The organism is Nonomuraea antimicrobica (assembly GCF_039536965.1).
Taxonomy (GTDB): Bacteria; Actinomycetota; Actinomycetes; order Streptosporangiales; family Streptosporangiaceae; genus Nonomuraea; species Nonomuraea antimicrobica.
Genome location: NZ_BAAAZP010000020.1, coordinates 31,884 through 54,864, shown reverse-complemented (window position 1 = coordinate 54,864; position 22,981 = coordinate 31,884). Strand labels below are relative to the sequence as shown.

At 69.9% G+C, this 22,981-nt stretch carries 20 protein-coding genes and 1 tRNA gene; 16 read left to right on the top strand and 5 right to left on the bottom strand.

The genetic code is table 11. The features are described 5' to 3' along the window. The first annotated feature begins 211 nt into the window (after positions 1-211). The 8 genes from rodA (at position 212) to obgE (ending at position 9,959) form a co-directional block, all read left to right on the top strand. Positions 212-1,372, top strand: a complete 1,161-nt coding sequence (gene rodA, locus ABD844_RS07330) for a rod shape-determining protein RodA (protein ID WP_344874273.1) — start codon at positions 212-214, stop codon at positions 1,370-1,372. A gap of 10 nt (positions 1,373-1,382) precedes the next feature. After that, positions 1,383-1,547 (top strand): hypothetical protein, encoded by a 165-nt coding sequence (locus ABD844_RS07325; protein WP_344874267.1) that lies wholly within the window; start codon positions 1,383-1,385, stop codon positions 1,545-1,547. A gap of 20 nt (positions 1,548-1,567) precedes the next feature. Next, the gene (locus ABD844_RS07320; protein WP_344874265.1) at positions 1,568-3,478 is read left to right on the top strand and encodes a TIGR03960 family B12-binding radical SAM protein; all 1,911 of its coding nucleotides are present in this window, start codon (positions 1,568-1,570) and stop codon (positions 3,476-3,478) included. A 152-nt stretch (positions 3,479-3,630) separates the two neighbouring features. Next, a complete protein-coding gene (locus tag ABD844_RS07315; RefSeq protein WP_344874262.1) occupies positions 3,631-4,383 on the top strand; it encodes a TIGR03936 family radical SAM-associated protein in 753 nt (250 codons plus the stop codon). Between the two features lie 981 nt (positions 4,384-5,364). After that, positions 5,365-7,647, top strand: a complete 2,283-nt coding sequence (locus tag ABD844_RS07310; RefSeq protein ID WP_344874271.1) for an Rne/Rng family ribonuclease — start codon at positions 5,365-5,367, stop codon at positions 7,645-7,647. 219 nt (positions 7,648-7,866) lie between these two features. Then, complete coding sequence (rplU, locus tag ABD844_RS07305; protein ID WP_043634375.1) at positions 7,867-8,169, top strand: 50S ribosomal protein L21; 303 nt, start codon at positions 7,867-7,869, stop codon at positions 8,167-8,169. A gap of 15 nt (positions 8,170-8,184) precedes the next feature. Next, entirely contained in the window at positions 8,185-8,442 is a 258-nt protein-coding gene (gene rpmA / locus ABD844_RS07300; RefSeq protein WP_020546367.1) for a 50S ribosomal protein L27, read from the top strand. Between the two features lie 164 nt (positions 8,443-8,606). Continuing rightward, the gene (gene obgE, locus ABD844_RS07295) at positions 8,607-9,959 is read left to right on the top strand and encodes a GTPase ObgE (protein ID WP_344874259.1); all 1,353 of its coding nucleotides are present in this window, start codon (positions 8,607-8,609) and stop codon (positions 9,957-9,959) included. Positions 9,960-10,211: 252 nt separating this feature from the next. On the opposite strand, the gene ABD844_RS07290 is transcribed toward obgE, so the two are convergent. Beyond that, entirely contained in the window at positions 10,212-10,988 is a 777-nt protein-coding gene (locus tag ABD844_RS07290) for an SDR family oxidoreductase (RefSeq protein ID WP_344874257.1), read from the bottom strand. Between the two features lie 36 nt (positions 10,989-11,024). On the opposite strand from ABD844_RS07290, the gene proB reads away from it, so the two are divergent. From proB to ABD844_RS07270, 4 genes are all read left to right on the top strand, one after another. Next, positions 11,025-12,185, top strand: coding sequence for a glutamate 5-kinase (proB, locus tag ABD844_RS07285; protein WP_344874255.1), 1,161 nt, complete (start codon positions 11,025-11,027; stop codon positions 12,183-12,185). Between the two features lie 34 nt (positions 12,186-12,219). Further along, complete coding sequence (locus ABD844_RS07280; protein WP_344874253.1) at positions 12,220-13,494, top strand: glutamate-5-semialdehyde dehydrogenase; 1,275 nt, start codon at positions 12,220-12,222, stop codon at positions 13,492-13,494. A 50-nt stretch (positions 13,495-13,544) separates the two neighbouring features. Continuing rightward, on the top strand, positions 13,545-13,721 hold the full coding sequence (locus ABD844_RS07275; RefSeq protein WP_344874251.1) for a hypothetical protein: 177 nt from the start codon (positions 13,545-13,547) through the stop codon (positions 13,719-13,721). A gap of 82 nt (positions 13,722-13,803) precedes the next feature. Continuing rightward, positions 13,804-15,789 carry a serine/threonine protein kinase gene (locus ABD844_RS07270; protein ID WP_344874249.1) on the top strand — a complete coding sequence of 662 codons (1,986 nt, stop codon included), beginning with the start codon at positions 13,804-13,806 and terminating at the stop codon, positions 15,787-15,789. Between the two features lie 878 nt (positions 15,790-16,667). Here the strand turns inward: ABD844_RS07270 and ABD844_RS07265 are convergent. After that, a complete protein-coding gene (locus ABD844_RS07265; protein WP_425568515.1) occupies positions 16,668-17,699 on the bottom strand; it encodes a M48 family metallopeptidase in 1,032 nt (343 codons plus the stop codon). 87 nt (positions 17,700-17,786) lie between these two features. On the opposite strand from ABD844_RS07265, the gene nadD reads away from it, so the two are divergent. From nadD to ABD844_RS07245, 4 genes are all read left to right on the top strand, one after another. Next, on the top strand, positions 17,787-18,404 hold the full coding sequence (nadD, locus tag ABD844_RS07260) for a nicotinate-nucleotide adenylyltransferase (protein ID WP_344874245.1): 618 nt from the start codon (positions 17,787-17,789) through the stop codon (positions 18,402-18,404). 202 nt (positions 18,405-18,606) lie between these two features. Further along, on the top strand, positions 18,607-19,002 hold the full coding sequence (gene rsfS / locus ABD844_RS07255; RefSeq protein WP_344874243.1) for a ribosome silencing factor: 396 nt from the start codon (positions 18,607-18,609) through the stop codon (positions 19,000-19,002). 79 nt (positions 19,003-19,081) lie between these two features. Then, a complete protein-coding gene (locus ABD844_RS07250; RefSeq protein WP_344874241.1) occupies positions 19,082-19,711 on the top strand; it encodes a histidine phosphatase family protein in 630 nt (209 codons plus the stop codon). A 318-nt stretch (positions 19,712-20,029) separates the two neighbouring features. Then, positions 20,030-20,102, top strand: a tRNA-Ala gene (locus tag ABD844_RS07245). 289 nt (positions 20,103-20,391) lie between these two features. On the opposite strand, the gene ABD844_RS07240 is transcribed toward ABD844_RS07245, so the two are convergent. The 3 genes from ABD844_RS07240 to ABD844_RS07230 all read right to left on the bottom strand — a co-directional run bounded on the left by ABD844_RS07240 (position 20,392) and on the right by ABD844_RS07230 (position 22,823). Then, entirely contained in the window at positions 20,392-20,754 is a 363-nt protein-coding gene (locus ABD844_RS07240; RefSeq protein WP_344874239.1) for a hypothetical protein, read from the bottom strand. Between the two features lie 194 nt (positions 20,755-20,948). Continuing rightward, positions 20,949-21,983, bottom strand: coding sequence for a glycosyltransferase family 2 protein (locus ABD844_RS07235; protein ID WP_344874237.1), 1,035 nt, complete (start codon positions 21,981-21,983; stop codon positions 20,949-20,951). A gap of 486 nt (positions 21,984-22,469) precedes the next feature. Then, the gene (locus ABD844_RS07230; RefSeq protein WP_344874235.1) at positions 22,470-22,823 is read right to left on the bottom strand and encodes an SPW repeat domain-containing protein; all 354 of its coding nucleotides are present in this window, start codon (positions 22,821-22,823) and stop codon (positions 22,470-22,472) included. Between the last annotated feature and the right edge of the window lie 158 nt (positions 22,824-22,981).

Sequence of the window (22,981 nt, the reverse complement as noted above, 5' to 3'; positions counted from 1 at the left end):
GGGTGAAGGGTGTGGGGCGGGGTGGTGTGGCTCTTGGGATGCAGGGTGTGGGTGTGCGGGGGTGTGTGGGTATTGGGGGGCGAGTTGTGTGGGTGCGGTGGGTGGGGTGTGAGGTTTGGGGGGTTGGTTGTGGGGGTGGTGGTTCTTTGGGCGTCAGAGGGCCTTTGCGGGTGTGTGGTGGCAGCGGGATGGGGGGTGGGGGGTGATGAGCATGCGGGCTGTGGCGATTCGGCGGCCTTCGCTGCTGCGGCGGATGGCGCGCGAGAACTCGACCGTGCGGCGGCTCGACGGGCTCATGCTGGTCGCGGTGTTCGGGCTGTGTGTGATCGGCACGCTGCTGGTGTGGTCGTCCACCAGGACCTGGGCGCCCGGGTCCACGGGGCTGGTGAAGAAGCACCTGCTCAACGAGGCCATCGGCGTGGTGTTGTGCGGGCTCGTGGCCATGGTGGACCACCGGGCGATGCGGGCGTACGCGCCGCTGGTGTTCCTGTTGTCGCTGGTCGGGCTGGGGCTGGTGATCACGCCGCTGGGGGCGACGATCAACGGGTCGCACTCGTGGATCCTGCTCGGCGGGGGCTTCGCGGTGCAGCCGTCGGAGTTCGCCAAGGTGGGGCTGCTGCTGATCATCGCGATGCTGCTGGCGCAGCCGGCCGAGGGGACCGATCGGCCGCGCGGGCTGGACGTGATGCTGGCGCTGTTCGCGGCGGTGCTCACGATGGGGCTGGTGATGCTCCAGCCGGACCTGGGCACCGCGCTGGTGCTGGCGGTGATCACGGCTGCCGGGCTGGTCATCTCGGGCGTGCGTAAACGCTGGCTCGCGCTGCTGTCGATGATCGCGGGCATCGGGGTGTTCGCGGTGTTCTACTTCCAGATGCTGGAGCCGTATCAGGTGGCGCGGTTCACCGCGTTCGTCGATCCGAGCGTGGACCCGCGCGGCGTCGGCTACAACAGCACGCAGTCGATGATCGCGATCGGATCGGGGCAGCTCTTCGGCAAGGGACTGCTGGGCGGCGGGCAGACGACCGGGCGGTTCGTGCCGGAGCAGCACACCGACTTCATCTTCACGGTGGCCGGGGAGGAGTTCGGCTTCCTCGGATCGGTCACGGTGGTGGTGCTGCTCGGGGTCGTGCTGCTCCGCGGGCTGAAGATCGCCCGGCAGTGCGAGGACAGGTTCGGGACGCTGGTCGCGGGCACGATCGTGTGCTGGTTCACGTTCCAGACGTTCATCAACGTGGGGATGACGATCGGCATCATGCCGATCACCGGGCTGCCGCTGCCGTTCGTGTCGTACGGCGGTACCGCCACGTTCGCGAACCTGATCGCGGTTGGGCTTCTTCAGGCCATCAGGGTACGAAGACAGTCGTTCAGTTAGAAGCAGGTTCTTGGCCCACCGCGAAGAGCGCTTCCTGCTGCCCGCGAGTCATGTCGTAGCCGTTCACAACCTGGAGAGCGGCGTGATCGCCGTCGAACTGACCTGCTGCGAGGGCCATGACCTGCTGGTGCTCAGCGGGAACGACATAGACATTCCCGGGCCCGCCACCGTCTGAGCGCCGCTACGCTTGGCGGTATGTCTGTCGAGTCGATATTCCCCCGCCTGGAAGCGCTGCTGCCCAAGGTGCAGAAGCCCATCCAGTACGTCGGGGGTGAGCTCAACTCGACCGTCAAGGAGTGGGACTCCGCCGACGTGCGGTGGGCGCTGATGTACCCCGACGCCTACGAGGTCGGGCTGCCCAACCAGGGCGTGGCGATCCTCTACGAGATCCTCAACGAGCTTCCCGGCACCCTGGCCGAGCGCACCTACGCGGTCTGGCCGGACCTGGAGAAGCTCATGCGGAGCGAGGGCGTCCCGCAGTTCACCGTCGACGCGCACCGGCCGGTGCGTGCCTTCGACGTGCTCGGGGTGTCGTTCTCGACCGAGCTCGGCTACACCAACATGCTGACCGCGCTCGACCTGGCCGGCATCCCGCTGTCGGCCGTCGACCGCGGCGACGACGACCCGATCGTGCTCGCGGGCGGCCACGCGGCGTTCAACCCCGAGCCGATCGCCGACTTCCTCGACGCGGCCGTGCTCGGCGACGGGGAGCAGATCTCCATCGCCATCACCGAGGTCATCCGGGAGTGGAAGGCCGAGGGCAGACCCGGCGGGCGCGACGAGCTGCTGATGCGGCTCGCCGAGTCCGGCGGGGTCTATGTGCCGAAGTTCTACGACGTCGACTACCACGCCGACGGCCGCATCAAGCGCGTCGCGCCCAACCGGCCCGAGGTGCCGTGGCGCGTGCACAAGCACACGGTGATGGACCTCGACGAGTGGCCCTATCCGAAGAAGCCGCTGGTGCCGCTGGCCGAGACGGTGCACGAGCGGTTCAGCGTGGAGATCTTCCGCGGCTGCACGCGGGGCTGCCGGTTCTGCCAGGCGGGCATGATCACGCGTCCGGTACGCGAGCGGTCGATCACCACGATCGGGGCGATGGTCGAAAACGGCATCAAGCAGTCCGGATTCAACGAGGTCGGCCTGCTGTCGCTGTCGTCCGCCGACCACTCCGAGATCGGCGACGTCGCCAAGGGGCTGGCCGACCGCTACGAGGGCACCAACACCTCCCTGTCGCTGCCTTCCACCAGGGTCGACGCGTTCAACATCGACCTGGCCAACGAGTTCTCCAGGAACGGCAGGCGTTCGGGCCTGACGTTCGCCCCCGAGGGCGGCTCGGAGCGCATGCGCAAGGTGATCAACAAGATGGTCACCGAGGAAGACCTGATCCGCACCGTCACCACGGCCTATTCGCAGGGCTGGCGGCAGGTCAAGCTCTACTTCATGTGCGGGCTGCCCACCGAGCAGGACGAAGACGTGCTGGCCATCGCCGACCTGGCCAAGAAGGTCATCAGGGCCGGCCGCGAGACGACCGGCAGCCGCGACATCCGGTGCACGGTCTCCATCGGGGGTTTCGTGCCCAAGCCGCACACCCCGTTCCAGTGGGCGGCGCAGGCCGACCACGAGACCGTCGACCGGCGGCTCAAGGCGTTGCGCGACTCGCTCAGGGGCGACAGGGAGTTCGGGCGGGCCGTCGGCTTCCGCTATCACGACGGCAAGCCGTCCATCGTGGAGGGCCTGCTGTCGCGGGGCGACCGCAGGGTCGGGGCCGTGATCAGGGCCGTGTGGGAGGACGGCGGCCGGTTCGACGGGTGGAGCGAGCACTTCTCGTACGAACGCTGGATGGCCGCCGCCGAGAAGGCGGGCGTCGACGTCGACTGGTACACCATCCGCGAGCGGGAGGAGAACGAGGTCCTGCCGTGGGACCACCTCGACGCCGGTCTCGACCGCGAATGGCTGTGGCAGGACTGGCAGGAGGCCGTCTCCGGCGGTGAGGTCGAAGACTGCCGCTGGACCCCGTGCTACGACTGCGGTGTCTGCCCGACCATGGGCACCGAAATTCAAATCGGCCCAACAGGGCGAAAACTCCTTCCTCTTACGGTGGTCTAGCGCGCTCAGTGGGCGAGCCGTGCCTCGGCGTACACGTCCATGCGCCGAGGCGGCTTATCCTGGGACGAGGAACTCTTACAAGGGAAGGACGACAAGCTCTGAAACCTGTTCCCGAAGGGCCTCCGCCCGCGCCTACGGTGCAGCGCCTGCGTGTGCGTTACGCCAAGCGCGGCCGCCTGCGCTTCACCAGCCACCGCGACATCTCGCGGGCCGTCGAGAGGGCGGTCCGCCGTGCCGGCATTCCGGTGGCGTACAGCGCGGGTTTCTCGCCCCACCCGAAGATCTCCTACGCGGGCGCGGCGCCGACCGGCGTCGCCAGCGAAGCCGAATACCTCGAGATCGGTGTTACCGCGCCGTGCGACCCCGGCCAGGTCAGACTGAGCCTGGACGAGTCGTTGCCGCCTGGGCTCGATGTGCTCGACGTTGTGGAGGCGGGTCCGGGTGGGCTGGCCGATCGCTTGGAGGTCTCCGACTGGGAGGTACGGCTGCCCGGTGCCGATCGCGAGCTCGCCGAGGGTGCGGCGCAGAAGTTTCTCGCGGCAGACATGGTGGAAGTCGAGCGCCTGACCAAGAAGGGTCCCCGCCGCTTCGACGCGCGGCAGGCCGTCCTGAGGCTCACGGTTTCCGAGGGAACAGACAGAACCGCAGCTCAGGTGCTAGGAGGGCCGTGTGTCATACTGCGCATGGTCGTTCGGCACCTGACGCCTGCCGTTCGACCCGACGATGTGCTCACAGGGCTGCGCCTTGTGGCCGACTTCGCGCCGCCGGTTCCCCCCGAGGTGACCAGGCTGGCGCAGGGGCCGCTCGACGCGAGCACCGGTGCACTTGCCGATCCGCTCGGCCTTGACCGCGACATCACGCGCGGCGCCGAGGCGGAACCGGCGGGTGAGCACGTCGCCGGTTAAGGAAGTGCCCGGCAAGAGCCGAGCACGACCGCTGACAGGACTTGGCGCCGGCGCGCTCTCCGCGAGAGCGCCGGCGGACAACGAGACACGAGGGCTCCTGCGCGGCGCGGCGACGCGCCCGGGAGCTGACGGGAGAACGCCCGCATGCTCGACAACGAGCCCAACGCCGGGGCCAATGGCCCTGACGGGGAGACAATTGAACAGCCGACGGTGACCAGGCGTCGACGCTCCAGCCGGCCCGCGGGTCCTCCGCCGGAGCCCGAGGAGCCTGCCTCCGTCCCGGTCACCGTCGTGGCGGCGCAGACGGCGCCGTCCGTGGCCGATGTGCAGTCCGTGCAGAGCCACGCCGTGCAGCGCGCGGCCGGAGAGCCGGCGCCCGAGTTGCTCACGGCGGCGGGCCGGGGCGGCCCGGCCGCCACGGAGAGCGGCGTCGGCACGACGCTCGGGAATGGCGCTGCCGCGAGCAGGCCCGAGGGCGGCGTCGTGGAGAGCCCGGTCGAGGCGGCCGTGGCCGAGGCCGTCGCCGAGAGCGCGGCAGGAACCGGCTCCGAGAACGTCGCCGAGGCCGCGTCCGAGAAGCCCAAGAGGGCCACGCGGACGCGGTCCACCGCGACGACGACACGCAGGCGTACGACGAAGAAGGCCGCCGAGGCAGAGGCCCAGACGGAGGCCGCGGGAGCGCTCCCGGAGGGCACGACGCCCGCCGAGACCGCCGAGGCCGTCGCGGAGGAGCCCGCGAGGCGGCGCAGGACGCGTAAGAAGGCCGAGCAGGAAGAGGCGCCGGCCGCAGAGGTGCGCTCCGTGGAGGATTCCGCGGCGCGGGCCGGTGCGGTGGCGGCGGCTCCCGCCGAGCGGGCCGAGGTCGCGGCGCCCTCGGGCGGTGCCGAAGCCGGTGCGCCGTTCGGCGCCGAGGCAGGTGAGGCCGCCGAGGCCGGGCAGACGGCAGGGGCCGGACAGGCGACCAGGGCCGAAGAGCCCGCTGTGGCCGGACGGGCCGTGGGGGCCGGCGCGCAGGCGTGGGCCGCCGAGGCGGGTGCCGAGGACGAGGACATCCTGGAGAGCCTGCCCGAGGACGAGCCGCTCGACGACGAGCCCGCCGGCGAAGACCTCGACGAGGACGCCATGCGGCCCAGCCTGCTGGCCGACCCCTTCGGGATGACCGCGCGCAGGCAGGACGAGCCGGGCACCGCGTTCCAGCGGCCGGCGGCCATCTTCGCGCCGCTGTTCCAGGCGCCCGACCCCACTCGGGGCAAGCCCGCCATCACGAGGAAGGCCGAGCCGGAGCCCGTCGCCGAGCCCGAAGTGCCCGAAGTGCCCGAGGAGGCCGAGGAGCCGGTCGACGAGTCGGCGGCCGAGGACGAGACCGACCTCGACACCGGCGACGAGCAGGAAGAAGAGGAGGGCGGCGGCCGGCGCCGCCGCCGCCGCAGGGGCGGCAGGGGCCGGGGCAAGGCCCGCGACCGCGACGAGTCCGACGACGGCGAGGAGTCCGACGAAGAGGCCGAGGAAGAGTCGGCCGAGGAGGCCAACGACGAGGAGTCCTCCTCCTCGCGCCGCCGCCGCAGGCGTCGCCGCCGGGGCACCGACGAGGGCGCCGAGCCGGCCAGCGACGACCCGCCGAACACCGTGGTACGCATCCGCGCGCCGCGCTCGGGCCGTACGGCGACGCTCGACACCGCCACCGACGGCGTGCAGAGCGTGCGCGGCTCCACCCGGCTGGAGGCCAAGAAGCAGCGCCGCCGTGAGGGGCGCGAGCTCGGCCGCAGGCGTCCGCCGATCATCACCGAGTCGGAGTTCCTGGCCCGTCGCGAGTCGGTCGACCGCATGATGGTGGTGCGCCGCCACGGCGACCGTACGCAGATCGCGGTGCTGGAGGACGGCGTCCTCGTCGAGCACTACGTCAACCGCGAGGCGAGCCAGTCCTACGTCGGCAACGTCTACCTGGGCAAGGTCCAGAACGTGCTGCCGTCGATGGAGGCGGCGTTCGTGGACATCGGCAAGGGCAGGAACGCCGTCCTGTACGCCGGTGAGGTGAACTTCGACACCGCCGGCATGGAGGGTCAGCCGAAGCGGATCGAGGCGGCGCTGAAGTCCGGCCAGTCGGTGCTCGTGCAGGTCACGAAGGACCCGATCGGTCACAAGGGCGCCCGGCTCACCTCGCAGATCAGCCTTCCCGGGCGATACCTGGTGTACGTGCCGGACGGGTCGATGACCGGCATCAGCCGCAAGCTGCCCGACAAGGAGCGCACGCGGCTCAAGAGCATCCTGAAGAAGGTCATGCCGGAGAACGCCGGCGTGATCGTCCGCACCGCGGCCGAGGGCGCCTCGGAGGACGAGCTGGCCCGCGACGTGGCCCGGCTGTCGGCGCAGTGGGAGAACATCCAGAAGAAGGCCAAGTCGGCCAGCCCGCCCGAGCTGCTGTCGGCCGAGCCCGACCTGACCATCCGGGTCGTGCGCGACGTCTTCAACGAGGACTTCACGAACCTGGTCGTCCAGGGCGGCGACGCGTGGGACACGGTCGACGAGTACGTCAAGTACGTCGCCCCGCACCTGGCCGAGCGCCTGTCGAAGTGGGACGGCGACCACGGTGACGTGTTCGGGTCGTACCGGATCGACGAGCAGCTCGCCAAGGCCCTCGAACGCAAGGTGTGGCTGCCGAGCGGCGGCTCGCTGGTGATCGACCGTACCGAGGCGATGACCGTCGTCGACGTCAACACCGGCAAGTTCACCGGGCAGGGCGGCAACCTCGAGGAGACCGTCACCAGGAACAACCTGGAGGCGGCCGAGGAGATCGTCCGCCAGCTCAGGCTGCGCGACATCGGCGGCATCATCGTCATCGACTTCATCGACATGGTGCTGGAGTCCAACCGCGACCTGGTGCTGCGGCGGCTGCTGGAGTGCCTGGCCCGCGACAGGACCAAGCACCAGGTGGCCGAGGTGACCTCGCTGGGGCTGGTCCAGATGACGCGTAAGCGGGTCGGCCAGGGGCTGCTCGAGGCGTTCTCGACGCCGTGCGAGTGCTGCAACGGGCGTGGGCTGCTGGTCTCCACGGAGCCGGTCGAGGCCAAGCCGGAGGCGCGCGGCACGCAGGGGAAGATGGCCGTGGAGAAGGCGGTCTCCGACAAGGTTTCCGCGGCCAAGGACTCCTCCGGCCGTGATACCGTGACCGGTGCGCTTGAAGACGTCCCGGCTGAGGACGACCAGGCAAGCCAGACTTCCGGCAGGGGGCGGCGACGCTCCCGCCGAGCCAAGTCGGCCGAGTAGCTTCTCGGCAGACTTCCGATGATCCGTCCGGTTCGCCTAGGGCACCGTTAATCCGGTACCCTGGTGAACCGGTGCGTCAGGTGACGCGCCCTGTTGGCGCGCTTGCTCGGTTCGTCGGTTTGAGACAGGCCGAATGACAGGCGCAGCATTCGGCGGCCACCTCTTCCCTGGGGTGGCTGATGTTCGAGAGCAACAGTGAGTCAGTAGAAGGGTTCCGCGGTGTACGCGATCGTTCGTTGCGGCGGCAGGCAGCAGAAGGTCTCCGTCGGTGACGTCCTCGAGGTGGACAAGGTCGCCGGCGAGGTCGGCTCTTCGGTTTCGCTGCCGACGGTGCTCGTCGTCAACGATGGCGACGTGACCACCGAGGCGGGCAAGTTCACGGTCAGCGCCGAGATCCTCGGCGAGACCAAGGGCCCGAAGATCCGCATTCTCAAGTACAAGAACAAGACCGGTTACAAGAAGCGCCAGGGTCACCGCCAGCGGTACACCCAGGTGAAGATCACCGGTATCGAGCAGGCCTGAACGGGAGTTTGAGAGATGGCACACAAGAAGGGCGCGTCGTCCACCCGGAACGGTCGTGACTCCAACGCCCAGCGCCTGGGCGTCAAGCGCTTCGGTGGCCAGTTGGTCAACGCGGGCGAGATCATCGTCCGCCAGCGTGGCACCCACTTCCACCCCGGTGACAACGTGGGCCGTGGTGGCGACGACACGCTGTTCGCGCTGACCGCCGGTCACGTGCAGTTCGGTGTCAAGCGCGGCCGTCGGGCCGTGAGCATCGTTCCCGTCGCGGAGTAGGGTTTCCTCCTTCTCCCGACCTTTGGGTGTTGCTTGAGGGGTGGATCGACAGATCTGGTGTCGATCCGCCCCTTTGGCGTTTTCTCGCTGCCCGGCGTTCCGTGGTGATCGCCGGGTAGTGCTTCGGATGAGATGCCCCTGCCGGGGCGATGGAGGGATTCGGGATGCCGGACTTTGTGGACCAGGTGGTCCTGCACATCAAGGCCGGTGACGGGGGGAACGGGTGTGCCTCCATCCACCGGGAGAAGTTCAAGCCGCTGGGCGGCCCCGACGGGGGCAACGGGGGGCGGGGCGGTGACGTCGTCCTGGAGGTCGATCCGAACACGGCGACCCTGCTCGACTACCACCACAGGCCGCACCGCAAGGCCGACAACGGCAAGCAGGGCCAGGGTTCCAACCGCGACGGCGCCAACGGGGGTGACGTGATCCTCCCCGTGCCCAACGGGACCGTGGTCAAGAACGCCGCCACGGGCGAGGTGCTGGTCGACCTCGTGGGCGCCGGCACCCGCTACGTGATCGCGCAGGGCGGGCACGGCGGGCTCGGCAACGCCGCGCTGGCCAGCACCAAGCGCAAGGCGCCCGGGTTCGCGCTGCTCGGTGAGCCGGGAGATGCGCTCGACGCGATGCTGGAGCTCAAGAGCGTCGCCGACGTGGCTCTGGTCGGGTTCCCCAGCGCGGGGAAGAGCTCGCTGATCGCGGCGCTGAGCGCGGCCAAGCCGAAGATCGCCGACTATCCGTTCACCACCCTGATCCCCAACCTGGGCGTGGTGACGGCGGGCGAGAACGTGTTCACCGTCGCCGACGTGCCCGGCCTGATCCCGGGGGCGTCGCAGGGCAAGGGGCTCGGGCACGAGTTCCTGCGGCACGTCGAGCGGTGCGACATGCTCGTGCACGTCATCGACTGCGCCACCATGGAGCCGGGGCGCGACCCGATCACCGACTACGAGGTGATCGAGGCGGAGCTGCGGGCGTACGGGAGGCTTGAGGACCGGCCGCGGATGGTCGTGCTGAACAAGGCCGACGTGCCCGACGCGCGAGAGCTGGCCGAGCTGGTCACGCCCGAGTTCGAGGAGCGCGGGCTGCGGGTGTTCACGATCTCGGCGGCCACGCGTGACGGGCTGCGGGACCTGACGTACGCGATGGGCGAGTGGGTCGCGGCGGCCAGGGCGAACAAGCCGGTCGAGGAGCCGACGCGGCTGGTGATCAGGCCCAAGCAGTTCGGTGACGCCGGGTTCCGGGTGCGGAAGGTCAACGAGAGCCTGTTCCAGATCACCGGTGAGAAGCCGGAGCGGTGGATCAGGCAGACCGACTTCAGCAACGACGAGGCCGTGGGCTATCTCGCCGACCGGCTGGAGCGGCTGGGGGTCGAGGAGGAGCTGGCCAAGGCGGGCGCCACGGCCGGGGCCGAGGTGGTGATCGGGCCGATGGAGGGCGGCTATGTCTTCGACTGGCAGCCGACGCTGAGCGCGGAGTCGGTGCGGCAGGGGCCGCGGGGGACCGACACCCGCCTGGGTTAGCGGCCGGTTCCCGCTGCTCAGAGCGGCGGGCGGGCGGCAGGCGGGCGGGTGGGCGGTGCGGCGGTGCGGCTGTGTGCGGGCCTGAGGACTGTGGTGTCCGAGGCCCGCTGGGATTGCCCCGGGGGCAGTGACCGGTGACGTCTGCGGCCCGCTGAGAGGCTCTCAGGGTGGGTTGAGGGGGGTGGGTCGGCCTGTCGGGTTCGGGCTTCTCGGCGGAGTCCGGGTGCTGGTGAACGTGGGGTTCGAGGGGCTTTAGGGGGTCTGGCGGAGGGTGGCTTCTGCGCCGCCGTCGGCGTACAGGATCTGGCCGGTCATGAACGAGTTGGCCGCGCTGACCGTCCACGCGAGCAGGGACGCGATCGCGGCCACCGGGCCGGGGAAGCCCAGGGGCTGGGGCATCGCGGAGGCGACGAAGTCGCGGGTGGCCGGGTCGTCGAGGAATGTCGTCCTGGCCGTCTGCGTGTCCACGACGCCCGGCGCCACCGCGTTCAGCGGGATGCCGGAGCCGGCCCAGTCGGAGGTGACGGCCGCACGGCGGAGCCACTGGTTGAGCGCCAGCTTGCTCGACGGGTAGACGATGCGCCCCCGTCCGGACTCGACGGCCTGGCGGACGGCCCCGGCGGCGGCCTCCTCGTCCATGGACAGGCAGGCGGCCACGAGGCTCTCGTCCGTGGCCACGATGGCGCTCAGGGACGAGACGGCCACGGCCCTGGGCTGCTCGGCGGCGGCCAGGAGCGGGCGCAGGCCCTCCAGGGTGGCGATCGTGCCGAAGAAGTTGAGACGTACGGTCAGCTCCGAGGGGACGGCCAGGCCGGCGACGGCGACCAGGCCGTCGATCCTGCCCTTCGAGAGCGCCGCGACTTCGGACACGAGCCGCTCGCGTCCTTCCGCGGTGGTCAGGTCGGCGATGACGTCGGCGTCGCGTACATCGCAGCGGATCACCTCCGCCCCACCCTCGGCCAGGTGGTCGGCGGTGGCGGCGCCGATGCCCGAAGCGGCTCCGGTGACGACATAGGTACGGGTATCCATGGGCAAATACCTACACTCGTTGTAGTGTTGCAGTCAATGCAGCAATTTGCCGGACGCCGAGCGGATAGGCTGCCAGACGTGCGGGAACAGATCAGCTCAGCGTCGAAGGTCGTTGTCAAGGTCGGCTCCTCCTCGCTCACCACCCCCCAGGGCATGATCGACGTCGATCGCGTCGACGCGCTGGTGGACGTGCTGGCGGCGCGGCGCCGTACGGGGACGCAGATCGTCCTGGTCTCCTCCGGGGCGATCGCGGCGGGCCTCGGCCCGCTCGGGCTGAGCGCACGACCGCGTGACCTCGCGACCCAGCAGGCCGCCGCCTCGGTCGGGCAGGGCGTGCTCGTCGCCCGCTACACCTCCTCCTTCGCCCGCTACTCGCTGCGCGTGGGGCAGGTGCTGCTGACCGCCGACGACATGATGCGCCGCGCCCACCACGCCAACGCCCAGCGCACGCTCACGCGGCTGCTGGAGCTGGGCATCATGCCCATCGTCAACGAGAACGACACCGTGGCCACCGACGAGATCCGCTTCGGCGACAACGACCGGCTGGCGGCGCTGGTGGCGCACCTGATCCACGCCGACGCGCTGGTGCTGCTGTCCGACGTCGACGCGCTCTACGACGGCCCGCCCAGCCGCAGCGGCTCGCGGCGGCTGACGGAGATCCGTGGCCAGGAAGACCTGGTCGGCGTCGAGCTGGGCAGAAACGGCGCGGCGGTCGGCACCGGCGGCATGGTGACCAAGGTGCAGGCGGCCAGGATCGCCACCGGCGCGGGCGTGCCCGTGGTGCTCACCGCCGCCGCCCACGCCGCCCAGGCGCTCGCCGGAGCCGACGTTGGCACCTACTTCCACCCAGGCGGCCGGCATCCCGGCACGCGCCTGCTGTGGCTCGCCCACGCCACCACCGGGCGCGGCCGGCTCCACCTCGACCAGGGCGCAGTGGAGGCCATCGTGGGCCGCCGCAAGTCGCTGCTGCCGGCCGGGGTGACGTCGGTGGAGGGTGAGTTCGCGGCGGGTGACCCGGTGGACCTGTGCGGCCCGCAGGGGCTCGTGGTGGCCCGCGGGCTGGTGAACTTCGACGCCGCCGAGATCCCCGGCCTGCTCGGGCGCTCCACGAAGGAGCTGGCGAGCGCGCTCGGTCCGGAATACGAACGCGAGCTGATCCACCGCGACGACATCGTCATACTGGAAGCCCATAGCTGAAATCCGATAGCTGAAACTTGATGAGGAGCACGCGATGTCCGAAGAGTTCCTGAAGGTCGCCCGCGCGGCACGAGAGGCCGCCGCCGAGCTGGCCCCGCTGCCGCGGGCGCCCAAGGACCGGGCGTTGCGCGCGATCGCCGACGCCCTGGTGGCCCACGCCGCGGAGATCGTCGAGGCCAACGCCCAAGACGTCGAGCGGGCCAGGACGGGCGGCACGTCCGAGGCGATGATCGACCGGCTGCGGCTCGACGAGACACGGGTCGCGGCCATCGCCGAGGCCGTTCGCGAGGTGGCCGACCTGCCCGACCCGGTCGGCGAGGTCGTCCGGGGCACCACGCTGCCCAACGGCCTGGAGCTGCGCCAGCTCAAGGTGCCGCTGGGCGTGATCGGCATCATCTACGAGGGCCGTCCCAACGTCACGGTCGACGCCGCCGCGCTCTGCCTCAAGAGCGGCAACGCGGTGCTGCTGCGCGGCTCGTCCAGCGCCTACTCCTCCAACACCGCGCTGGTGAAGATCATGCAGGGGGCGCTGGAGGGCACCGAGGTGCCGTCGGGGGCCGTCCAGCTCGTGCCGGGGCAGAGCCGCGACTCGGTCAAGGACCTCATGCGGGCCCGGGGGCTGGTCGACGTGCTGATCCCGCGCGGGGGCGCGTCCCTGATCAACTCGGTGGTCGAGGAGTCGAGCGTGCCGGTGATCGAGACCGGCGTGGGCAACTGCCACGTCTACGTCGACGCCGAGGCCGACGTCGACCTGGCCGTGCAGATCCTGCTCAACGCCAAGGCGCAGCGGCCGTCGGTGTGCAACGCGGCCGAGACGTTCCTCGTGCACGAGGCCGTCGCCGCCGCGTTCGTGCCCAAGGCGCTGGAGGCGCTGCGCGAGGCGGGCGTGACCGTGCACGGCGACGAGCGCATCGCCGCCCACGGCACCGGCGTCGTGCCCGTCACCGAGGACGACTTCTACACCGAATACCTCTCGCTCGACATCGCCGCCGCCGTCGTCGGCTCGCTGGAGGAGGCGGTGGCGCACATCAGGCGCTACGGCTCCGGCCACACCGACGCCATCGTCACCCGTTCGCAGGGGGCCGCGCGCAGGTTCGTCGCGCTGGTCGACTCGGCGGCCGTGGCGGTCAACGCCTCGACCAGGTTCACCGACGGCGGGGAGTTCGGGTTCGGGGCCGAGATCGGCATCTCCACGCAGAAGCTGCACGCGCGTGGCCCGATGGGGCTGACCGAGCTCACCTCGACCAAGTGGATCTATACGGGTGAGGGGCATTTGCGCACGTCAGAGGGTACGGTGGTGGCCGGTTAGTCGGCGTGTCGGCCTGACCGGCGCCCGGTGCCGCAGATTGACTTGGGGGCATGGACATTGTCGTCGCCCTCGTCTTCGCCGCCGCGGTGCTGTTCGGCGCGGACCGGCTGCTGCTCTGGCTGGAGAGCCGCGGTCACGTCAACTGGCGCAGGAAAGGCCGCAGGCAGCTATCGGACGAGCCCACCGCCGGGCTCGACAGCATGCTCTCCGATCACACACGCCGATAAACCTTCGGCGTGCCTCAAGCGGCAACTCGCGTACCGGCGCTAGGGTTGTGTCCCTTATGGGCACGCCGGGCGGGGAGGGACGGTGAGCAAGCTCGGCAAGGTCGGGCCGTACACCCTGGTCGAGCGGCTCGGCCGAGGCGGTATGGGCGAGGTTTACCTCGCGGCAACCCGCCGAGGCGAGCATGTTGCGCTGAAGGTTCTGCACGACCTGGTCGAGGACGAGACCTCGCGCATCAGGCTGGAGCGTGAGGTTCGCGCGCTGCGCAGGGTCGAGAGCCCGTACGTCGCCAAGGTGCTCGACGCCGACCTGAGCTGTGCCCGTCCCTACCTGGTCATGGAGCACATCGAGGGCGTCACGCTGCTCGACCGCGTACGTCAGAGCGGCTCTCTCGACGTCGCCGGGCTCGTCGACCTGGCCCAGGGCATCGCCGCCGCGCTCGCGATCATCCACGCGGCCGGGGTCGTGCACCGCGACCTCAAGCCGGGCAACATCATCATGGCCACCCGGGGGCCGGTGCTGATCGACTTCGGCATCGCCCAGGTGCTCGACGCGACCCGGCTCACCATGACCGGCACGTTCCTCGGCACGCCCGGCTACACCGCGCCGGAGATCTTCGCCGATGAGCACGTGGACTCGCCGGCCGACGTACACGCCTGGGCGGCCACGGTGGCGTTCGCGGCGACGGGGCGGCCGACGTTCGGGCGGGGGACGGCCGAGGCGCAGATGTACGCGGTGCTCAACGGGCAGGCCGATCTCAAGGGTGTGCCGGTCGAGCTGTTGCCGCTGGTGCGCGCGGCGCTCAACCGGGAGCCGGGCAAGCGGCCCACGGCGGCGCTGCTCGCCGACCGGCTGTCCAGGCTGGCCAGGGCGACCAACGCGGCCACGACCACGGCCACGGGAGAGACCGAGGCCGGCGCCGTCTCCGGCGCGGGGCGGGCGGCCGACGCCGTCGAGGAGGCGGGCAAGGGCACCGCCGTACGCAGCCGGACCGCCGAGGAGGCGGCGCCGGGGCGTGGGGAGGCCAAGGCGCGCAGCCGTCCCAACGCGGTGCCGACGGAGGGGAAGGTGCCCGCGCCGCGCGCGCGTACCGCGAACCGGGCTGGGTCGGATGGTGGGCGTTCGGGGAATCGGGCTGGGACGGATGGCGGGCGTACCGGGAATCGGGCGGCGTCGGACGGTGGGCGTTCGGGGGGCCGGGCTGGGACGGATCCCGGGCGTGCCGGGAACCGGGCTGGGTCGGATGGTGGGCGTTCGGGGAGCCGGGCTGGGGCGGATGGTGGGCGTACCGGGAATCGGGCTGGGGCGGATCCCGGGCGTGCCGGGAATCGGGCGGCGTCCGACGGCAAGGGTGCGGCGTTGGCGCGTAGCCGGGCCGAGGGGAAGGTGCCCGCGCCGCGCGGCCGTGCCGGGGGCGACGGGAAGAACACGGGGCCGCGGGACAAGATGACGGCGTCGCGGCAGCGTACGGCGGCGGCGCTCGGAGGCAGGAGGGCGGCCAAGTCGCAGGACCGGCGCAGGACCGCCGGGCTGCGGGCCGAGTCGGCCACCACGCTGCCCGCAGGCAACGGTGCGCTGCTGCTGCTCGCGGTGCTGGCCGTGCCGTGCGTGGTGGTGTCGGTGATCTGGCCGATCGCCTCGATCGCGATCACGGCCGTGTTCGTGGTGCTGACCAGGACGTTGTGGATGGGGCACTGGATGGTCTGGAAGCGCAGCTCGCGGCGTACGCGGGTGGCGCTGCGCGTGCTGCTCTTCCCCGTCGCGCTGGTGGGGTCGGCCGCGACCGCCGTCGTCTGGCCGGGGGTGCCCGTCGCGGTGACGGCGGGGGGAGCGCTCTGGGCCACCGGTGGCGGTGAGATCGCCTCCGACTGGTGGCAGCAGGCCGCGCCTGTCACGGTGGCGGGCGTGGTCTTCGGGATGTTGTGCGGTGGTATCACCGGGCGCGAGATCGAGCGGATCGGGCATCGGTTGCCCGAACTGCGCAGGGAAGGGCTGCGGGCGCTGGCCGTACTGGGTGGGTTTGTCGCCTTGTGCGCGGCGGCCGTGCGTGCCATCGCTCTGCTGCTGTGATCGGGCGATCGGGCCAGCGGGCGATCGGGCCAGCGGGCGATCGGGCCAGCGGGCGGCCGGGGGCCGGGGGCCGGCGGGGTGACGTACGGCGGTGGCGATGTGCGGTGGTGCGATGCGCGGTGATGGAGGGGTGGCGAGTGCGGTGATGCAGGGTGGCGATATGCGGTGGTGCGATGTGCGGTGATGCAGGGTGGCGATATGCGGTGGTGCGATGTGCGGTGATGCAGGGGTGGCTATGTGCGGTGGTGCGATATGCGGTGGTGCGGTGATGCAGGGGTAGCTATGTGCGGTGGTGCGGTGGTGTGGGTTTGAGGCGGTGCGGGGCGGTATTTCTGAGGCGGTTGGGGTTTGTGAGGTGCGTCGGGGTTTGCGGGGTGGGGTGGTGTGGGGCTGATGAGAGCGGCCCGCCGCCCGTGTGTGCGGCGGGCCGGCGCGGCTGATCAAGCGGAACTGCCGCGTTGTGGCGATCCTGGCGTGGCTCTGGTTCCGGCCTGGGCCTGCTCTGGTGCCGGCCCGGCTTTGGCCTGGGCTCTGTGCTGGTGCCCTTCTGGTTCGGGACTGGCGCCTGGCGCCGGTTCGGCCCGTGGGCTGGCGCCGGTTTGGGTCTGGACCTGCGGCCGGTTCGGGCCTGGTCCTGGGTCGGTCTGGGCCTGGGCCTGGGGCCTGGGTCGGTTCGAGCCCGGGGCTGGGCCGGTTCGGGCCTTGGTCTGTGCCGATTTGAGCCTTTGCCCTGTGGCTTGCTTGGGCTGTCGGCGTGGCGCTGGTTCGGGCCCATTGTCTGGGCCGGTTGCCTGGGCTGGGTGCCTGGGCCGGGCGCCGCCGTTGGGCTGGGCGGGTGCCCGTTTGGGCCTGGCCCGGCTTGGTGCCGGGGCCAGGCTTCAGCCCTGGCCGCCGTCGCGGCGGGAGAAGCGGTTGAAGATGCGCTCGCCCGCGTTGACCGCGCCCTCGGCCACGTCACGGAGGACGCCGATGAACGGGTCCTGCGACTGCTGCCACGACGCGCGGTAGGACTCGGCCGCGGCCTTGATCTCGTCGGTCACTCTCGCGTTCGGGTCGTCCTCCCGGCGCGGGTAGTCGCCGCTGAGGATCCGCTCGTACTCGCCGCTGCGCTGCCACTTGTCCAGCTCCGCCACGCGCACCACCGCGAACGGGTGGGTGGTGCCGAGCAGGTTGAGAACCTTGAGGAAGCCGTCGCGAAGGTCGCCCGCGGTGTCGTACTCCTGGTACTGCTCCAGGAACGCCTCGATGTTCATCTCGTGCGTGTAGTCGCCGCCGGCCAGCTTCATCAGCGCGCGCTTGGCCGCCTCGGGGTCCTGGCCGACGAGCAGGCCGCCGCGGTCGGAGGACAGCTCGGACTTGCGGTACCACTCCTCCAGGCCCGCGACGATCGCCCGCAGGCCGATGTAGCCGAGCGGGATCCAGGCGACGCGGGTGGCCAGGCGGGTGAGGATGTCGAGCATCGTCCGGTAGACCGCGTGCCCCGACAGGATGTGCGAGGTCTCGTGGCCGATGACGAAGCGCTGCTCCTCCTCGTTCATGAGGTTGAGCAGACCGGTGGTCACGACGATGAACGGGTCGTCGAAGCCGATGGCCTTGGCCTGGACCGCCGGGTCCTGCTGGATGTAGATCTCCGGGATCCGGTGCAGGTCGAGAGTGTAGGCGGCGTCGCGGCCCATGTCGTAGACGGAGCGGAACTGGGTCTCGCTCACGCGCACGGCCGACGCCAGGTACATCAGGCGCAGCCGACGCTCGCTGATGAGACCGGACATCTGCTTGAGAACGGTGTCGAACCCACTCAACTTACGCAGAGCGACCAGGGCGGACCGGTCTGCGGGGTGTTCGTAGGCTCGGGACGAGATGCCGGGCAGTTGGACGCGGTTGCGGTCCGGGGTGGTCGTCATGCCCGGCATGCTACGTCCGCAACGGAAGTGATGCGCGGTCATCACGAAGGGGGGTGCCATCATGTTGCGCCAGAGTGCCCGCGTAAGGTCCGATTCATGATGAACGCGCCTGGTGTGCAGGGGAAGCGGCGAGTGGGTGTGATGGGTGGGACGTTTGATCCCATTCATCACGGGCACCTCGTGGCGGCCAGCGAGGTGGCCCACCATTTCCAGCTCGACGAGGTCGTGTTCGTGCCAACCGGGCGGCCGTACCAGAAGTCGGGGCGCGAGGTGTCGGCGGCGGAGGACCGCTATCTCATGACGGTCATCGCCACCGCGTCGAACCCGCGCTTCTCCGTCAGCCGGGTGGACGTGGATCGGCCCGGGCCGACGTTCACGATCGATACCTTGCGCGATATTTCTGAAGTTTACGGTCCTGATACTGAGCTGTATTTCATCACCGGCGCCGACGCCCTCGGCGCGATACTCGACTGGCAGCAGGCGGACGAGTTGTTCGAGCTGGCGCATTTCGTCGGTTGTACGCGTCCGGGGCACACCCTGCACGACCCCGGCCTGCCGGAGGGCAGGGTCACGCTGTTGGAGATTCCCGCACTGGCCATTTCCTCCTCCGAATGCCGTCAGAGGGTGGCAAAGGGGGAGCCGATTTGGTACCTGGTGCCCGACGGAATCGTCCAGTACATCAACAAGCGGGGGTTGTACCAGGGGGCCGGTTGAGGCTTTCGCCCGGTGGCCGCCGTGGTGGCCGTGCGCGGGCCGGGTCGGGTCCGGAGGGCATCCGTGCAGGTCAGGGTGGTGGTCGCGCGGAGTCTTCACGGCGTCCTTGTGACGTCCTCGTGGCGTAGGTGAGGGGTTTCGGGGTGGAAGGGTACCCTCAACTTAAGGGCATGCTGCCGACACAGGAGGACAGACCCGCATCGTGACCGCATCTGACAGATCCGTCCAGCTCGTGCGCATCGCCGCGGAGGCCGCGGCCGACAAGCTGGCCGATGACATCCTCGCCTACGACGTAAGCGAACAGCTCGTTATCACCGACGCCTTCCTGCTCTGCTCCGCCACCAACGACCGCCAGGTGCGCGCCATCGTCGACGAGATCGAGGAGCGGCTGCGTACCGAGGCGGACGCCAAGCCCGTGCGCCGCGAAGGCGAGCGCGAGGGCCGCTGGGTGCTGCTCGACTACATCGACATCGTCGTGCACGTCCAGCACGAGGAGGACCGTACCTTCTACGCGCTCGAGCGCCTGTGGAAAGACTGCCCGGCCATCGCCTTGCCGGAGAGCGTCATGCAGGCCAACCTCCAGCGGGCGCGAGCGTGAGCGAACGGAGCGTACCGACCATTAGAAGCGACCGCTCTCGTGCGGGTTCCGACGGTTTCGGGTTCGATGAGGAATCAGCATGAGCAGGCGGATCGTCTGTCTGCGTCACGGGCAGACCCTCTGGAACGTTGAGCAGCGCTTCCAGGGGCATTCTGACATTCCTCTCGACGAGACCGGTGCCGCGCAGGCCGCGCGGGCGGCGTCCCTGCTGGGGTCGCTGCGCCCCACCATGATCGTCTCCTCCGACCTCCAGCGGGCCAACGACACCGCGCTGGCGCTGGGGCGGGTCGTCGGGCTCGACGTGGCGGTCGACAAGGCCTTCCGCGAGCGCGGCGGCGGGCAGTGGGAAGGGCTGACGCGTGGGGAGATCGCGACGCGCTGGCCCGACGAGTACGCGGCCTGGGAGGCACCGGACGGCGAACTCGTCACCGACGTGGCCGCCAGGGTCGCGACGGCGATGCGCCTGTGGGCCACCCGGGTGGACGACGACGGGCTGCTGGTCGTGGTGTCCCACGGGGCGGCGCTGCGGCTGGGCATCTGCGAGTTGCTCGGGCTGCCCGAGCCGTTGTGGCCGGCGCTGGGCGGGCTGGGCAACTGCTCCTGGTCCGTGCTGCAGGAAGGGCGTAAGGGGTGGCGGCTGCTCGAGCACAACGCCGGCACCTTGCCCGAGCCGGTACGCAGCGACGACAAGCCCGAGGCTGAGGCATAGACCGTTCGTACGGCTCGGGGGCCGTACGGCGGGGTCTGCGCGGTCCGGGTCCATGTCCGGGGTCCATGTCCGGGTCTACGTCCGGGGTTTCGGTGCGAGGGCTGTGCCGCTGAGCGTTCTGTGGCTGAGGGCGGTATGGCTGGGGTCTCCTGCTCGGGAGTTGTGTGGTTGGGGTCGCGGACTGGTGCATTGCTCGGGGGACGGCCGTGGGGTCGTTCGCGATGGCCGGGGCGTGGATGGCCGCGCGATTAGGCGAATGGAGGCGAATGGCTATATGCTCTCGGAGCGCCGCAATGGGGGGACTCGGAGCGGTGATCAGGGGCTATGGCGCAGTTGGTAGCGCGCCTCCATGGCATGGAGGAGGTCTGGGGTTCGAATCCCCATAGCTCCACCCCTTTTTTCTTTCCCGCCTTTGTCGGCATGTTCGTTAGCTGATTGGGTGGCTCCCCGAGAGACGTGCTTTGAGGGAATGGTCCCTCGGGTGCTGTGATGTTCTTTCGCGTTGTGAGCCTTTTTTGGGTCGTATGTCCTTTTTTGATGGGATGTGTCTGGGGCTTTCTGAGGGGCGGCAGCGGCGGTTGGGGGTGTCTGCGCTTCGGCTGACTGTTCGCTGGGGTCCCGCCTGACTGCTCGCTATGGGGTGGGGGCCCCTGGATCGGGGCGGATCTGGCGGGGCGGGGTCAGGAGAAGACGGCCGACTTGAGCAGCAGCCTGCTGGAGGCGCGGCCTCCGGGGCGCAGTGAGAAGTAGTCGCCCGTGCAGTCGGGACCGGTGAACATCGTGACCGTGGAGGTCGTGCGGTTCACCGGCGTGTGGGCGCTCCTGTCGGTGTCGCGGACCTCTGGGATGTCGATGCAGGTGCTGCTCCTCGGGTTGGTCAGTTCGCCGGTGGCTGTGCCTCCGGGGGTGGCGTACTTGTAGCTGAAGGTGCCGGTGGCCGCGTGGGCGGGGGTGCTGGTGCACAGCGACATGGCCAGTGCCAGGGATGAGGCGGCGAGCGCGGTGATGGTGGTGCGGGGTGTCATGGTGGTGCGGGCGGTCATGGTGATGTGGGTCCTCTCGGTTGTGGTGAAACTTGATCGAACTGCGGTCGACACCACATCCTATGGCTACCGAGAGTTGTTGATCGACTACCGAATGGGTAAAGGAGTGGGTGGTCTGGGCCCGTTGGGTGTGGGTGAGGGGTGAAGGGCCACAGCGGTGAGGGGTGAGGGGTGGGGGACGGCGGAGGTTTGTGTTAGCGGCCCTTTTCGTAGACGACCAGGCCGCGGGAGAGGTGCAGGGGGACGAGGATGAGCTCGACCAGGAGGGCTTTCCAGGCGTAGTAGAGGTTCACGGCCTTGTTCAGGTAGACGAAGGGGAGATTGAGCAGGACCTGGGCCACGGGGAGTTTGCGGCGTTTGGCGGCGTAGAGGAGGGCGGGGACGGTGAGCAGGAGTTCGCCGCCCAGCCACCACGCCATCGTGCGGGCCACCGGTTGGTCCAGGCCCAGGGTGAGGACCACGGGCGTCGCCCACCACAGGGGTGCCAGCAGGATCTCCAGCAAAGCCACGATGATCCAGGTCGCCAGCATGGGCTTGCGGGTGAGCAGGCGGGGGAGATGGAGGCGGACGTTCTGCATGAAGCCCGCCATCCAGCGCCACACCTGTTTGCGGAGGTAGGTGAGGGTCTCGGGGTCGGCGGCCCACGCGACGGCGGCTGAGACGTAGACCGCCCGGTGGCCTTGGAGCTGCTGGGTCCAGGTGTAGTCCATGTCCTCGACGATCGTGCGTTCGGGGAAGCCGCCCGACTCCGCCAGGACCGTACGGCGGAAGGCCGAGCAGCAGCCCGAGCAGACCATGGGGCTGTCGGCCAGTTGCTGGATCGGGCGGTGCCAGTGGAAGCCGAAGAGGTATTCGGTGGATCTGCCGCGCTCCCAGGGGGTGCGGGCGAACCTCGTCTGTACGTTGCCGGCCGCCACGTTGACCGCAGGGTCGGAGAAGGCCGGCTTGATGCGTTCGATGTAGTCGGGGGCCAGGACGGTGTCGGCGTCCACGGCCAGCACCAGGTCGGTGTCGCAGTGGGGGAGCGCGTGGTTTTGGGCTTTGGCCTTGCTACCGAGGTTGCGCGGTGGGCGGAGCACGGTGACGCCGTACCAGGCCGCCACCTCGCCGGTGCGGTCGGTCGAGCCGTCGTCGACCACGATGACCTTGTCGGCGGGGACGGACTGCGACTGGATGGATTGCAGGGTGGCGGGAAGGCCGTGCTCCTCGTTGTGGGCGGGGATGATCACCGTGAGGGTGAGGGGCGCTGTGGTCGAGGGCGCAGTCTGGGCTGAGGGCTGGAGCGGGGTCACTTGCGTCGCCCCCTGAGCTTGAGGGCGATCAGTGCTGTGAGGCCGACCGTGGCGTAGATGATCAGGCTGAAGCCTAGTGTGGGCGGGCCGCCGGGCATCCTGTGGCTCCCTGTGAGAGTCGGTGGCTGGGTTGATGTGGGATTGAGGATGCCCTGCGGGGGTGGGGCGGTGGGGACCCGAATTGGGTTCTGTGGATGGGGGTGAAGGCTGTCTGGTTGTCCTGTGGACGGTGACGGTAACGGTGGTGTGGGGGTGATGGTGAGGGTGGCGGTAACGGTGGTGTGGGGGTGATGGTGAGGGTGTCGGAAAGCGAGGGTGGAGGTCATCGGGCGGCGTGGGGTTTGCCGGGTCGTACGTGAAAAGGGTCTGGGCAGGCGCGAGGCCGGGCACCCGTACGGATGGCCCGGCCTCGGCGGTGGTGGATCAGTGTTGTATCGCCTGCCCGTGTGCCGCGCGGATGGCGGGTAGGGCGGTCAGGCTGAGGACCACCGTGACGACCCCGACGACCCAGGACGTCCAGGACGCCCCCGTCGAGTGGGTGTACGTGATGACCCAGGGGGCGATGAACAGCAGCACGCCCCACAGGACGTTGAGCCATTCCGTCGCCATGATCCCCGGCCTGGCGAGTGCCACGAGGGAGGTGAGCGCGATGAGGATGCCCATCACGATCAGCGTGGGGGTGGCGCCCGACGCGCCGATGAGCCAGATCGGGGAGAGTAGCGCGTAGATGCCGGCGACCAGGGTGACCCAGTCCTGCCAGCGTGACCATGCCTTCATGAGAACCTCCGCCATCGGCGTGTGTACTCGGCTGGCCTGTTGGTCAGTCGTTCGGCTGTAACCCCCTGTGACGTGCGGCGATTCCCCTCCTGAATGTGATATTCGGCACACTTCGGCGGGGGTAACGTTCTATAGATACCGCACACGAAAGTAATTTT

What these genes read in the sequence shown, in the direction of transcription:
- nadD (WP_344874245.1), top strand. Translation starts at nt 17,787, where the DNA reads ATGATGAACGCGCCTGGTGTGCAGGGGAAGCGGCGAGTGGGTGTGATG.
- ABD844_RS07265 (WP_425568515.1), bottom strand. Translation starts at nt 17,699, where the DNA reads ATGCCGGGCATGACGACCACCCCGGACCGCAACCGCGTCCAACTGCCC.
- proB (WP_344874255.1), top strand. Translation starts at nt 11,025, where the DNA reads ATGCAGCAATTTGCCGGACGCCGAGCGGATAGGCTGCCAGACGTGCGG.
- ABD844_RS07290 (WP_344874257.1), bottom strand. Translation starts at nt 10,988, where the DNA reads ATGGATACCCGTACCTATGTCGTCACCGGAGCCGCTTCGGGCATCGGC.
- ABD844_RS07280 (WP_344874253.1), top strand. Translation starts at nt 12,220, where the DNA reads ATGTCCGAAGAGTTCCTGAAGGTCGCCCGCGCGGCACGAGAGGCCGCC.
- rpmA (WP_020546367.1), top strand. Translation starts at nt 8,185, where the DNA reads ATGGCACACAAGAAGGGCGCGTCGTCCACCCGGAACGGTCGTGACTCC.
- rodA (WP_344874273.1), top strand. Translation starts at nt 212, where the DNA reads ATGCGGGCTGTGGCGATTCGGCGGCCTTCGCTGCTGCGGCGGATGGCG.
- ABD844_RS07320 (WP_344874265.1), top strand. Translation starts at nt 1,568, where the DNA reads ATGTCTGTCGAGTCGATATTCCCCCGCCTGGAAGCGCTGCTGCCCAAG.
- obgE (WP_344874259.1), top strand. Translation starts at nt 8,607, where the DNA reads ATGCCGGACTTTGTGGACCAGGTGGTCCTGCACATCAAGGCCGGTGAC.
- ABD844_RS07275 (WP_344874251.1), top strand. Translation starts at nt 13,545, where the DNA reads ATGGACATTGTCGTCGCCCTCGTCTTCGCCGCCGCGGTGCTGTTCGGC.
- ABD844_RS07250 (WP_344874241.1), top strand. Translation starts at nt 19,082, where the DNA reads ATGAGCAGGCGGATCGTCTGTCTGCGTCACGGGCAGACCCTCTGGAAC.
- ABD844_RS07230 (WP_344874235.1), bottom strand. Translation starts at nt 22,823, where the DNA reads ATGAAGGCATGGTCACGCTGGCAGGACTGGGTCACCCTGGTCGCCGGC.
- ABD844_RS07240 (WP_344874239.1), bottom strand. Translation starts at nt 20,754, where the DNA reads ATGACCGCCCGCACCACCATGACACCCCGCACCACCATCACCGCGCTC.